The 13155-nt window shown below is 64.4% G+C and carries 9 protein-coding genes; 6 read left to right on the plus strand and 3 right to left on the minus strand.

The features are described 5' to 3' along the window. The first annotated feature begins 8 nt into the window (after positions 1-8). From CHC01_RS21975 to CHC01_RS22000, 6 genes are all read left to right on the plus strand, one after another. Positions 9-665 carry a phosphoribosylanthranilate isomerase gene (locus CHC01_RS21975; protein WP_089266404.1) on the plus strand — a complete coding sequence of 219 codons (657 nt, stop codon included), beginning with the start codon at positions 9-11 and terminating at the stop codon, positions 663-665. Then, entirely contained in the window at positions 665-1882 is a 1218-nt protein-coding gene (trpB, locus tag CHC01_RS21980; protein WP_089266405.1) for a tryptophan synthase subunit beta, read from the plus strand. Before CHC01_RS21975 ends, trpB begins: the two co-directional genes overlap by 1 nt. Then, positions 1879-2715, plus strand: a complete 837-nt coding sequence (trpA, locus tag CHC01_RS21985; RefSeq protein WP_089266406.1) for a tryptophan synthase subunit alpha — start codon at positions 1879-1881, stop codon at positions 2713-2715. Before trpB ends, trpA begins: the two co-directional genes overlap by 4 nt. 105 nt (positions 2716-2820) lie before the next feature. Then, positions 2821-3750, plus strand: a complete 930-nt coding sequence (gene accD, locus CHC01_RS21990; protein ID WP_089266408.1) for an acetyl-CoA carboxylase, carboxyltransferase subunit beta — start codon at positions 2821-2823, stop codon at positions 3748-3750. Then, positions 3747-5078 carry a bifunctional folylpolyglutamate synthase/dihydrofolate synthase gene (locus CHC01_RS21995; RefSeq protein ID WP_089266410.1) on the plus strand — a complete coding sequence of 444 codons (1332 nt, stop codon included), beginning with the start codon at positions 3747-3749 and terminating at the stop codon, positions 5076-5078. Before accD ends, CHC01_RS21995 begins: the two co-directional genes overlap by 4 nt. Positions 5079-5135: 57 nt before the next feature. Next, entirely contained in the window at positions 5136-5876 is a 741-nt protein-coding gene (locus tag CHC01_RS22000) for a metallophosphoesterase family protein (protein WP_089266412.1), read from the plus strand. 124 nt (positions 5877-6000) lie between these two features. Here CHC01_RS22000 and trxA read toward each other — a convergent pair whose 3' ends face one another. From trxA to addB, 3 genes are all read right to left on the minus strand, one after another. After that, a complete protein-coding gene (gene trxA, locus CHC01_RS22005; RefSeq protein ID WP_068734104.1) occupies positions 6001-6321 on the minus strand; it encodes a thioredoxin in 321 nt (106 codons plus the stop codon). A gap of 101 nt (positions 6322-6422) precedes the next feature. Beyond that, positions 6423-9914, minus strand: coding sequence for a double-strand break repair helicase AddA (gene addA, locus CHC01_RS22010; protein WP_141137149.1), 3492 nt, complete (start codon positions 9912-9914; stop codon positions 6423-6425). Then, positions 9911-13105, minus strand: coding sequence for a double-strand break repair protein AddB (gene addB, locus CHC01_RS22015; protein WP_089266414.1), 3195 nt, complete (start codon positions 13103-13105; stop codon positions 9911-9913). The genes addA and addB overlap by 4 nt, the downstream gene beginning before the upstream one ends. Positions 13106-13155: the final 50 nt, after the last annotated feature.

Below are 13155 nucleotides of genomic sequence, written 5' to 3' on the forward strand. Positions count from 1 at the left end.
TTTGAAGCATGTCTCTGATCGTCAAAATCTGCGGCCTATCCACTCCGGAGACGCTCGACGCGGCTCTGGTCGGCGGCGCGGATATGGTCGGCTTCGTGTTCTTCCCGCCGTCGCCGCGTCACGTCACGCTCGATGTTGCGCGGGCTTTGGGCAAGCAGTCGAAGGGGCGCGCCGTGAAGGTCGCGCTGTCGGTGGATGCCGACGACGCGGATCTCGAAAACAGTATCGATGCCTTGAGGCCCGATATCCTGCAGCTCCACGGCAACGAAAGCGTGGCGCGGGTGCGTGATATCAAACAGAGGTTCGGCCTTCCGGTGATGAAGGCGCTCGCCGTCGAGACCAGGGCCGATCTCGCCGCATTGCCCGGCTATGCCGCGGTCTGCGATCGCATCCTGTTCGATGCCAAACCGCCGAAGGATGCAACGCGTCCCGGTGGTCTCGGTGAGGTCTTCGACTGGCATCTGCTCGAAGACCTCGATCTGAAGCTGCCCTTCATGGTATCGGGCGGCCTCACTGCCGCCAATGTCGCCGAGGCCCTGCGCATCACGCGGGCCGGCGGTGTCGATATTTCGTCCGGCGTGGAAAGCGCGCCGGGCATCAAGGATCCCGACATGATCCGCGCTTTCATCCGCGCCGCGCGCGCAACGCAAGAGTTGACGACCTGATGACTCAAGCCATTCCCAATTCCTATCGGTCCGGTCCCGACGACACCGGTCACTTCGGCATTTTCGGCGGCCGCTTCGTCGCCGAGACGCTGATGCCGCTGATCCTCGATCTGCAGAAGGCCTATGAGGATGCAAAGGCCGATCCCGCCTTCCGCAAGGAAATGGACGGTTACCTCAAGGCCTATGTCGGCCGCCCGTCGCCGCTGTATTTTGCTGAGCGTCTCACCGAACATCTCGGTGGCGCAAAAATCTATCTGAAGCGTGAGGAGCTGAACCATACCGGCTCGCACAAGGTGAACAATGTGCTCGGCCAGATCATGGTTGCGCGCCGTATGGGCAAGAAGCGCATCATTGCCGAGACCGGCGCTGGCCAGCATGGCGTGGCGACGGCGACGCTCTGCGCGCGCTTCGGCCTCGAATGCATCGTCTATATGGGTGCGGTGGACGTCGCGCGTCAGCAGCCCAATGTGATCCGCATGGAAATGCTCGGCGCCAAGGTGGTACCGGTGCAGGTCGGTGCGCGCACGCTGAAGGATGCGATGAACGAGGCGCTGCGCGATTGGGTCACCAATGTGCACGACACGTTCTATTGCATCGGCACCGTCGCCGGCCCGCATCCGTATCCGATGATGGTGCGCGACTTCCAGTCGATCATCGGCGAGGAAACTCGTGTGCAGATGCAGGAGATCGAAGGTCGTTTGCCGGATTCGTTGATCGCCTGCATCGGCGGCGGCTCCAATGCGATGGGGCTCTTCCATCCGTTTCTCGACGATCCATCGGTTGACATCTACGGCGTCGAAGCGGCGGGCCACGGGCTCACCAACCTGCACGCCGCATCGATTGCTGGCGGCCGTCCCGGCGTGCTGCATGGCAACCGTACCTATCTCTTGATGGATGAAGACGGCCAGATCCAGGAAGGCCATTCGATCTCCGCGGGCCTCGATTATCCTGGCATCGGCCCCGAACATTCGTGGCTGCATACGATCGGCCGCGTGAAGTATCTGTCGGCGACGGATGAAGAAGCGCTCACCGCATTTCAGCTGCTGTCGAAACTCGAAGGCATCATCCCGGCACTGGAGCCGGCGCATGCCCTCGCGAAGGTGAGCGAACTCGCGCCAACGCTGCCGAAGGATCACCTGATGGTCGTCAACCTCTCCGGCCGCGGCGACAAGGACGTCCCGCAGGTCGGCGATATCCTGAAGGGCAGGCAGTCGTGACCACCCGCATCGATACCCGTTTCGCCGAACTCAAGGCCGAAGGCCGCGCGGCATTCGTCACCTTCGTGATGGCCGGCGATCCCGATCCCGCCACCGCGCTCGAGATCGTCAAGGCGCTGCCGAAAGCCGGTGCCGATATCATCGAGATCGGCATGCCCTTCACCGATCCGATGGCCGATGGCCCGTCGATCCAGGCCGCGGGCCTCCGCGCACTGCAGGCCGGCATGACGCTGAAGAAGACCTTGCAGCTCGTGCGCGACTTCCGCAGCTCCGACAACAAGACGCCGATCGTGCTGATGGGCTACTACAATCCGATCTATATCTACGGCGTCGATAAATTCCTGCCCGACGCAAAGGCTGCCGGCGTCGATGGTCTGATCATCGTCGATTTGCCGCCGGAAGAAGACGCTGAGCTCTGCCTGCCGGCAATCAAAGCCGGATTGAACTTCATCCGCCTGGCCACGCCGACCACCGATGACAAGCGCCTCCCGGCGGTGCTCGCGAACACCTCGGGCTTCGTCTATTACGTCTCGGTCACCGGCATCACTGGCTCGGCCAGCGCGGATTCATCCGCCGTGAGCACGGCTGTGGCGCGGATCAAGCGTCATACGAAGCTGCCGGTCTGCGTCGGTTTTGGCATCCGGACGCCGGAAGCCGCGCATGACATCGCCCGGCATGCCAATGGCGCCGTGGTCGGCACCGCGCTGATCGATGCGCTGAAAGGCTCGCTGGACGCCGATGGCAAGGCCACGGCCAGGACTGTCAGCGCGGTCGCCGATCTGGCTGCAGCCCTCGCCCAGGGCGTTCATGGGGCCAAACAGGCTGCGGAATAAGCCACAATTGGCCTCCATCAACCGGGAACAACGGTTGCCGGGCTCCGTCCCGGCCGCCATATAGATATCAGAGCGACGCATCATCTCAGCGACGCGGAGACACATATGAACTGGCTCACCAACGTCGTCCGGCCGAAAATCCGCAACATCCTGCGTCGTGAGACGCCCGAGAATCTTTGGATCAAGTGCCCGGATACCGGACAGCTCGTGTTCTACAAGGACGTTGAGAGCAATCAGTTCGTCATTCCCGGCTCGAACTATCACATGCGCATGGGTGCCACCGCCCGCATGAAGTCGATCTTCGACAACGAGACCTGGTACGACGTCGCGCTGCCCGAGGTGATCGCCGATCCGCTGAAGTTTCGCGACGAGCGCAAATATGTCGACCGCATCAAGGATGCGCGCACCAAGACCGGCATGAACGATTCGGTCAAGGTCGGTTACGGCAAGATGGAAGGCTCCGGCGTCGTCGTCGCCGTACAGGATTTCGATTTCATGGGCGGCTCGCTCGGCATGGCTGCCGGTGAAGCGCTGGTGCGGGGGCTCGAGCTCGCCGTCGAGAAGAAGTCGCCCTTCATCGTCTTCGCCGCTTCTGGCGGCGCGCGCATGCAGGAGGGCATTCTGTCGCTGATGCAGCTGCCGCGCACCACCGTCGGCGTGCAGATGCTGCGCGAGGCCAAGCTGCCTTACATCGTCGTGCTCACCAACCCGACCACCGGCGGCGTCACCGCGTCCTATGCGATGCTCGGCGACGTGCAGATCGCCGAGCCCGGCGCGCTGATCGGCTTTGCCGGTGCGCGCGTGATCGAACAGACCATTCGCGAGAAACTGCCGGAAGGTTTCCAGCGTGCCGAATATCTGCGTGACCACGGCATGATCGACATGGTCGTGCATCGCCACGATCTGAAGCCGACGCTGGCGCGCCTCTGTCGTCTGCTGACGAAGTCTCCGGCCATTGCGAGCCCGCCGCGCGCGGAGAGCATTCCGGCCGAGATCGTCGTGGCTCCGGACGCGGTGCCGGCCGCGCACGCGTGAGCACCTCCGCGCCGCCATCGTCGCCCGACCTCGGCGAGATTCTGGCGCGGCTCTCGAAGCTGCATCCGAACGCCATCGATCTGTCGCTGGACCGCATGCAGTGGCTGATGGCGCAGCTCGGCAATCCCGAGCGCAAGCTGCCCCCGGTGATCCATGTTGCCGGCACCAACGGCAAGGGCTCGACCATCGCCTATCTACGCGCGATCTGTGAGGCCGCAGGCCTGCGCGTCCACGTCTATACCTCGCCGCATCTCGTCCGCATGAATGAGAGCATCCGGCTTGCCGGCACATTGGTGAGCGACGACGCATTGCGCGCGGCTTTCGCCCATGTCGAGACGGTCAATGCCGGCGCACCGATCACGTTGTTCGAGGCCGAGACCGCGGTCGCGTTCGATCTGTTCGCGAAGCATCCCGCCGACGTCGTGCTGCTCGAAGTCGGTCTCGGCGGGCGGCTCGACGCGACCAATGTGATCGAAGCGCCCATCGCCTGCGTGCTGACACCGATCACCATCGACCACACGGATTTTCTGGGCGATACGCTCGCGAAGATCGCCGCCGAGAAAGCCGGCATCATCAAGCGCCGCGTGGCGGTCATCACGGCCGAGCAAGCGCCTGATGCAACCGAAGTGATCGAACAGCAGGCGCGCAGGATGCACGCGCCACTTGTGAGCGCCGGGCAGGAATGGCACGTCAATATTGAGCGTGGCCGTCTGGTGTATCAGGACGATCGCGGGCTGATGGATATCGCTGCGCCGCGGCTGTTCGGGCGCCATCAGTTCGGCAATGCGGGTCTGGCGATTGCGACATTGCGCGCGCTGGATATCTTCAAGATCGATCCTGCCGCCTATGAAACCGGTGTGGCGCGTGCCGAATGGCCGGCGCGGATGCAGCGGCTGACATCGGGCAGGCTCGTGGCGGCGGCGCCCGCCGATTCCGAAGTCTGGCTCGACGGCGGTCACAATGCCGATGGCGGGCGCGTCATTGCGGCGGCGCTCGGCGATCTCGAAGAGCGCGTGCCGCGGCCGCTGGTGGTGATCGCCGGCATGATGGCCAACAAGGATGCGACGGGCTTTCTGGCGAATTTCGCCGGCCAGACCCGCCATATCATCGCGGTGAAAATCCCCGGCCGCGACGGCGTCATGGCGCCGGATGCGTTGGCCGACGCCGCGCGGAGTCTCGGCATGCGCGTCGAGACAGCGCCGAGCGTCGCCGATGCGCTGCAATCCCTCACCCGGCTCGCCTATGAAGTGCCTCCGCGGATCCTGATTGCAGGCTCGCTCTATCTGGCCGGTCATGTACTTGCGGAGAACGGCACGCTCCCTGCATAGAACGGCATCGATACAAGTGATCTCTGATTGATCTTTGCTTGATTTTAGGGAGGTTCGATGCGCTTCGCTGCCATTGCCGATGTTCACGGCAACCACTTTGCCCTTGAGGCGGTTGTCGCCGATATCCGTACCCAAGGCATCACCGACATCGTCAATCTTGGTGATATGGCCAGCGGTGCGCTCGATGCGCGCCGTGCGGTGGACATCATGATGGGCCTCAATGCCACCAATGTCCGCGGCAATCATGATCGTTACATCACCGACTACAAGCTTGACGACATGTGGCCGTCCGATCGGCTGGCACACAGTCAGCTAGAACCAGAGCAGATGGACTGGCTGCGCGCGCTGCCCTTCAGCACGATTTATCAGGGCGAGGTCTATCTCGTTCACGCGACGCCCGATGACGACAACACCTACTGGATGGAAGCGGTGACCCCCGAAGGCATCGTGCATATGGCCCCGATCGAAGCCATCGAGGAGAAGGCGGGGGGTATCACGCAATCGCTGATTCTCTGCGCACACACCCACATCGCGCGTGCCGTCAGGCTTCGCGACGGCCGCATGATCGTCAATCCCGGCAGCGTCGGTGGTCCCGGCTATCGCGACGTCACACCCTATCCGCATACGCTGGAAATCGGCACGCCTGACGCCTGCTACGCGATTATCGAGAAGGTGGGCAAGCGATGGCAGGTGACGTTCCGTCAGGTGCCTTACGACCATCAGGCGATGGCGGAGTTGGCGTTGGAGCACCAGCGACCGGAATGGGCGAGCGCACTGGCGACGGGATGGATTCGCTGATGTAAAGAAAAACGGTCGGCGTCGCTTCCCTCTCCCCGCAAGCGGGGCGAGGTTGGGTACACAAAACAAAAACGGCCGGTGAGGTGATCACCGGCCGTCGAATTCTCAGAGATGAAGCGCGCGATCAGACCGCGGCGCTGATCCACTGCTGCAGCTTCGCCTTCGGCGCCGCGCCGACCTGACGTGAGGCCATTTCGCCGCCCTTGAAGATCATCAGCGTCGGAATCGACATTACGCCATACTTGGAGGCGGTCTTCGGATTCTCGTCGACGTTGAGCTTCAGGATGGTGACCTTTTCGCCCATGGCAGCGGAGATTTCGTCGAGCGCCGGCGCGATCATGCGGCAGGGACCGCACCACTCGGCCCAGAAATCGATCACGACCGGGCCGGTCGCCTTGAGCACTTCCGCTTCGAAATCGGCGTCTGTCACCTTGCCAACGGCCATGGTCGTATCCTCGTCCTGTTCAATGAAAGGCGCGCTAGAAGATTCGCGCGCTGGAATGATGCATCCAACCTATGAACGCCCCCTTGCCGGGTCAAGGTTGGTCACAGTGAGATGATGGCGGCCAGCTCCGCGTCCAGCGCAGCACCGGAAATCTCCATCATTTCAAGCGTTTCCGTCCAGAGCAGGGCAGCCCGGATCGGTCGGTCTGGGTATAACTTGGCGAGCACGCCGCGATACAGCGCCAACTGCCGGATATAGGCCTTGGGCGCCTCGATCAGTCTGCGCGGCGGGTTGTGGTTGGTCTTGTAATCGACGATCCGGATCTCGGTTTTGGTCAGGACCAGCCGGTCGATCTGGCCCGAGACGAGCACAGGCGATCCGTCCTTTCGCGTCAGTCGTCCGGCCACCGCCACCTCGGCGCGACTGCCGGGGGCAAACAGTTCCGCGAGGCGCGGATCGCCGATCAGCGACAGCACCTGCGTGGCCAGCGCCACCCGGTCGAGATCGGTCCAGTCATGGGCGTTGCGGGCGAGGAAATTCAGGGCGGTCTCGCGACGCTTCTCGGCGGTGATGTCGGGCAGCGATTGTAACAGGCGATGCACGAGGTTGCCGCGCTGCAAGGCCAGTTGGCGCAGCCGTTCGGCTTCGCCCGAGCGCTGTCCGCGGCCGTCGTCATCGTCGTCGACATCTGATGGGCGCAACAGGCTTTCGCGGCGCGGCTGGTCGCCGACCTTGTCGCGCATCCAGGATGGCAGCACGATGGGCGCACCTGCTGCGACAGGCGCCATCGCGCCAGGCGCCGGTGTCACGTCTTCCACGCGCGTATAGCGTTTCACCACGCCGTCCGGCGGCGGCACGCTCTGCATCTGCAGCCCGGAATTCTCCAGGCCCTTCTGGATCAGGTCGTACCAGGACAGCGGCCGCACCTCGTTGCGGTTGCCGGGCATGCAGCCGCCAACGATCAGGCGATCGGCCGCGCGCGTCATCGCCACATAAAGCAGCCGGCGATATTCGTCCTCGGTATCGCGGATCATGTCGGCGCGCGCCGCCGCGACTGCTGGCGGATCGTCCGCCTTCTTGCCGGCCCAGACCACGACGCCCGGGCTGTTCGGTGCGGCGTTGCCCTGCGGGAGATGGATCAAATTGAGTCGCTGCGAATCCGCCGGCGACGATGTGGTATCGACCAGGAATACGACCGGCGCTTCCAGGCCTTTGGCGCCATGCACGGTCATCACGCGGACTTCGTCGCGGGTGATCTCCATGTCGCGCTTCACTTCCGTGTCGGCGGCGCGCAGCCAGGCGACGAAGCCCTGCAGCGAGGCCGGTGCCTTGCGCTCATAGCCCAGCGCGAGTTCGAGAAATTCGTCGAGCGCGTCATTGGCCTCATGGCCGAGCCGACGCAGGATGCGCGCGCGGCCGTGATCACCGCCGAGCAGCCAGGCATAGAACGCAAAAGGCGTCTCGCTGGCAAAGCGCTTCTCGCAAGCGATGAGCCGCTTGAAAGCGCCGCTGAGCTTGGGATCGCTCGCCGCCTTTTCGCCGAGTGCGTCGCGCAGCGATCCTGTGCGCTCATAGGCCAGCTTGAACAGGTCATCGTCATCGAGGCCGAATAGTGGGCTCTTCAACGCGGTCGCCAATGCCAGATCGTCCTGCGGCAGCAGCAGCGCGTCGGCCAGATTCATCAAGTCGATGATGGCGATATGTTCGGTGAGCTTGAGCCGGTCGGCGCCGGCGACGGGAATGCCGGCATGTTTCAGCGCCTGGATGATGGCGTCGAACGCCTTGCCGCGGCGGCGCACCAGCACCAGGATGTCGCCATAGCGCAGTGCACGACGCTTGCCGATCGGTCCTGTCTCGGTTTTCGCCGCAATCAGGTCCTTGATTTCGGTCTGGACTCGGCGCGCGAGCTTCACCTCCGGGCTGGTCTCCGAGCGCTTGTCGAATGGCGCCTGCCAGCCTTCGATACTCGGCCGGTCGTCCGGCTGCTCCAGCTCCCAGAGGTCGATCAGGCTCGGGCCGGCATCCTCCAGCGTTTCATGGATCGGATAGCCGTTCTCGACAGCATGGATGCTGCGAAAGATCGCTTCCTCACGAAACACATGATCGACCGATTGCAGAATGGCCGAGCCCGACCGGAACGAATGGCTGAACGCGATGGGATCGAACTTCATCCCGGCATCCTTGAACCGGCTCTGCAGCGCCTTGCGCCGCAGGTCGAATTCGCGCGGTGCGGCCCCCTGGAACGAAAAGATCGACTGCTTCTCGTCGCCCACCGCGAAGATCGTGCGCTTGAGGCCGTCGCGCGCGCCTTCGCCGGAGGTGAATTCCGAGATCAGGTGGGTGATGATGTCCCATTGCCGCGGGCTCGTATCCTGCGCCTCGTCGATCAGCACATGATCGACGCCGCGGTCGAGCTTGAAATGCACCCAGCTCGACGACACCCGATCCAGCATCTCCAGCGTGCGCGCGATCAGGTCGTCGTAGTCCAGGAGGCCGCGCTCGTTCTTCTCGCGGCGATAATTCTCCGCGACCTGACTGGCGATCACCAGCAGCGACTGGGTGCGTTCGCGCATCGCGACGGCGCGGCGGCGCTCCAGCAGCGGGATCACACGATCGCCCTCGCGCTGCAGGGCCGCCAGCAGATCCGGCCGGCCGTCGGCGATCTTCTTGGTCGCCAGCGATTTGCGTAAGCTCTGGTCCTTGGTCAGGAACAGTTCGAGGTATTTCTCGACCTGTTCGGTGCCCGACAACGCCAAAGCCTCACGCAGCCGCGCTGCCTGATCGTTGTCGGTCTTGCTGCCGGTCTCGAAGATTTCGGCGGCGGGGATCCAGCGTTCGCGGGGCAGATGCGGCCCGTCGATAATCTCCAGCTCGACGCTCTCTCTGGTATCGCCGGCTGTCACGCCCAGCGTCGCTGAGAGTTGCGCCATCGCGGCGTCGGTCGAGCCGGCGCGCTCGATCCATGCCAGGAATTGATCGCGGGACAGACTCGCCTCGCGCACCACGTCGCGGAAGGTCACGTCGGCGGCCGAGGTCATCGCGGTCGTCAGCGCGCGGCCCTCGGCGCTGTCAGGTGCCGCCGCCGCATGCAACAGCACCTGCAGGCTGGCGCGCTCCATCATCTCGTTCTGGTCGCGGTCGTCGAGCACGCTGAACCGCGCCGGCACATTGGCCTCGAACGGAAATTGCTGCAGTAGCCGCGTGCACAGCGCGTGGATTGTCTGGACTTTCAGGCCGCCAGGCGTCTCCAGCGCACTGGCGAATAGCTCGCGAGCGCGCTCGCGCACTTTACGGCTGGGAACGGCGCCGGCATTTCTGATCTCAGCATCGAGCGCGGCGTCGTCAAGCGTGACCCAATGGCCAAGTCGCGTAAACACCCGCTCCGCCATGTTGGCCGCCGCGGCCTTGGTGAAGGTCACGCAGAGAATTTTCTCCGGCGGGACGTCGTTGAGCAGCAGCCGGATCACGCGGTTGACCAGCACATAGGTCTTGCCGGAACCGGCATTCGCTGAGACGAATACCGACGAGGCGGGATCCGATGCGAGCTGCTGCTTGGCGCTCGCGGCGGGCGGGATGTTGCGCGGGCCGCTCATGACTCGCCTCCGCCGCCAGTGCCGCCATTGGCGGACCATTCCTTGATTCGCGCCAGATCGTCATAGCTGCCATAGCGGTTCGACCACATGGACAGGCTTAGCGATGTATAGGCGGTGGCTTCGTCCTCGAAGCTGCGGATCAGCGCTTCCAGCTTGGCGCGCGCTTCGATCGCGGCATCGTCGGGCAGTTGCGGCTCGTCCTTGCGCTCGATCTTCAGTTCCAGCAGCCGCTCTTCGCCGGGCGGGTTGTTGCCGCTGAGGCGGACATAGACCAGTTCGCTGACCGACGATCCCGCGGCAATGCCGGCAAATCCACCCTCGCGCAGGATCGCGGCTTCCAGCGTGAGCTGCGGTGACAGGCCCATGCGGACCTGCTTGCCGGTCGGCGGCTGGCCGGTCTTGTAGTCGAGCAGGGCGAAAGTGCGGTCGCTGCGATGTTCGATACGGTCGGCACGCGCCGAGAGATGGAAGACGCGGTCGTGATCGAGCGGGATCTTGATCTCGCCGCGCACTTCCGCGTCGATGCTGGCGACATTGATGCGGCGGTCGATCTCCCAGGCGGAAAACCAGGATGCGATGCGCAGAAATCGCGGCCACCACAGCGCGCGCGCTTCCGGCCGCGTCATCAGGGGCGCAAAATGTGCTTGTCCGATCCGGCGTAGCGCGGCGGCGGGATCGTCAGGCAGCGCCTTGCTGTATTCCATGGTGAAGTCGCCGAGCGACGCATGGATCGCCGATCCCCGGTCGGCGGCGGAGAGCGGCATGTCGACGGGATCGAGCGGCGCCAGGCCCAGAATATATTGGGCATAGATCGTATAGGGATCGCGCAGCCAGTCCTCAATGGCGGTGACCGACAGCCTGAGCGGTCGCGCGTCCCGCGGCGGCCGCGGCTCCGGCTGGGCAATCGGCGTGACGGTCTCGGGTTTATCGAGCTCTTCGGCATAGCGAACATAGTGCTCGCCGGCGGCCAGCGCCGCGTCCCAGCGGGTCTCGCCGGCAACAGCTTCGAGCCGGTGCAGAAAGCGCGACGCGACGGCCGGCGCGCCGCCAACTTTCGCGGCGTGGCTCAGGATGACGTCCTCGGTGCCGAGCAATTGCACGAAGTCATGCGCGGTGAGGCCGATACGGCGTTCCGGAAGATCGAGCCCGAGCTGATGCCGCATCGGGCGGCTCAGCCAGGGATCGATGCGCGGCGACGGCGGCCAGATGCCTTCGACAAGACCGCCAAGGATCACGCGGTCCGATTGCGTCAGCCGCGCTTCGAGCTGGCCATAGATGCGCAAGCTGGCATTGGCGACTTCGGGCCGGCGCACGATGCGGTCAGCGAAGGCGGTCTGAAACACATCGGGATAATCCCGGAGCTGCATCATCAGCCCGCTGGGGCGCAGCCGCTCCTCGTCGCCGCTCTCGATTGCGACAGTCTCCATGACGACGAGATCGTCGAACGCCTTGGTCAGCGCTGTTCCTTCGCGCCCCACAAGCGCGACATCGTTGCCCCTGTCGTCGTGCGACAGCAGCTTGATCGCCTCACGATGCCGCAAGGCAACTTCAGCGAAATCGATCGGCCTGATGGGGTGGATGCCTTCCAGCGGCGCCAGCGCGGTGCGCAATCCGGCGATCAGTTCTTCCGCGCGGTCAAGACGGTCGTCGTCGAGTTTTGCGCGCGGCTCCGCGCCATGCAGCATCGACGTTTCGCGGCGGCGCAGCTTGCCGAGCTCGTCGCGGAAGCGCGTGAAGTCCTGCGCCAGTCCCGCCGTGCCCGGTGTCGGCCGCGTACCGCGTAGCAGCGCCAGCTCAAGCGTCTCGATTGCGTCTTTCCAGGCGTTCGGCGGCGCCCCCAGACGAAACAGCGGATGTTTCAGCAGCGCCAGCAATGTCGCCGGTTCGAGCTGCTCCGCTGCGGCCTCGGCGATGAGGCGCGCGAAGATGCCCGCCGAGGTCTCGGTCAGCGCATCGCCGCCGGAATCGTCGAAGATCAGATTCCAGCGGCCCAGCGCGGCCATCACCCGGCGCGCCAGTGCGCGGTCGGGTGTCACCAGTGCGGCGGATTTCTTGAGTTCGTAGGCTTCGCGCATGGCGATCGCGATGGCCAGTGCTTCCATTTCCGGATTCGCGGCGGCGATCACAGCAAGGTTCTGCATGCCGGCCGCAATTTTCTGTTCGACGGCCGGCTGAGCGAGACGCGTATGCCACTGCGCCGTGGCATTGGATGGCCGCATCGCCTCCGAGGCCAGCAATTCGCGGCCCTGCGGCGACGGCGTGCCGAGCGTCGTCACATCGCGGCGCGTGATGCCGAAGCGCTCCAGCAGCGCATGCAGCGCGAATTGCGGATGGTTCGATGCGGACGACTCTGTGCGACCGAACGCATCCTTCGTGCCGCCGATCATATTCCACGCGGTGTCGTCGAGATCAGTATCGAGGCCGGGGAGGACGACAGCACCCTGCGGCAGCTGCGCGACCTCGCGCAGGAACTTCGCGGTGGTCGGCATCGAGCCGGTCGAGCCGGCGGCGATGATGGGGCCGCCCTTGTGGGCCTTCAGGCGCGAAGCTTCAGCATCGATCAGCAGATCGCGGCGCACCGCAGGCTCAATCGCATTGTGTGCGGCGAGGATGCCTGGCCATACGTTCCTGGCGATGCTCAGAAACTGCAGCGTGAGTTGCCAATACTGATCGAGCGCGTCGGGCACCAGCCCGTCCAGCGCGCTCCAGTCGACCTTGCGCGTCGCCATGTCGTCCATCAGCCGCGCCAGATCGTCGGCCAGAGCGAGCGTGGAGGCGGGGCCACCGACCACGAGCGGTGTCTGCGTGGGATCGCCCGGTGCAAGTTGCTTCGCCCATGCGGCAATCAGTTGCGCCAGCAGAAGCCGGCGCTGCAATCCGTCGAGCGCGGGAGGTGCATCGAGCCTTTCGAGCGCCTCAGGCGATGCTGCCTGCGCGAAGGCCAGTTCTTCCTCGTCGACATCGCCGAGCGGAACGATACGCGGCAGCAGCACGGCGTCGGTCCCGAGCACGTCGAGGAATATCTCCTGCGCCATGCGGCCGGCGCGGCGTGTCGGCAGATACAGGGTCACTTCAGCCAGTTTCTCCGGCGCGCCGCGCGCGGAAAATCCTTCGACGAGATCACCGTCGACAAGCGCGGTGATCAGCGTGCGCAGGAACGGCGCAGAGGATGGAATGTTGAAGACGCGCATGAACACCCTGATTCGTGATCAGGGTGCATCATGGCATGGCTGGAAAGGCG

Origin of the sequence: Tardiphaga sp. OK246 (genome assembly GCF_900188215.1) — a bacterium.
In the GTDB taxonomy this organism is placed as follows: Bacteria; Pseudomonadota; Alphaproteobacteria; order Rhizobiales; family Xanthobacteraceae; genus Tardiphaga; species Tardiphaga robiniae.

Bases quoted from the DNA above. Each gene is read 5' to 3' on its own strand.
- CHC01_RS21975 (WP_089266404.1), top strand. From the start codon at position 9: ATGTCTCTGATCGTCAAAATCTGCGGCCTATCCACTCCGGAGACGCTC.
- trpB (WP_089266405.1), top strand. From the start codon at position 665: ATGACTCAAGCCATTCCCAATTCCTATCGGTCCGGTCCCGACGACACC.
- accD (WP_089266408.1), top strand. From the start codon at position 2,821: ATGAACTGGCTCACCAACGTCGTCCGGCCGAAAATCCGCAACATCCTG.
- CHC01_RS22000 (WP_089266412.1), top strand. From the start codon at position 5,136: ATGCGCTTCGCTGCCATTGCCGATGTTCACGGCAACCACTTTGCCCTT.
- trxA (WP_068734104.1), bottom strand. From the start codon at position 6,321: ATGGCCGTTGGCAAGGTGACAGACGCCGATTTCGAAGCGGAAGTGCTC.
- addA (WP_141137149.1), bottom strand. From the start codon at position 9,914: ATGAGCGGCCCGCGCAACATCCCGCCCGCCGCGAGCGCCAAGCAGCAG.
- addB (WP_089266414.1), bottom strand. From the start codon at position 13,105: ATGCGCGTCTTCAACATTCCATCCTCTGCGCCGTTCCTGCGCACGCTG.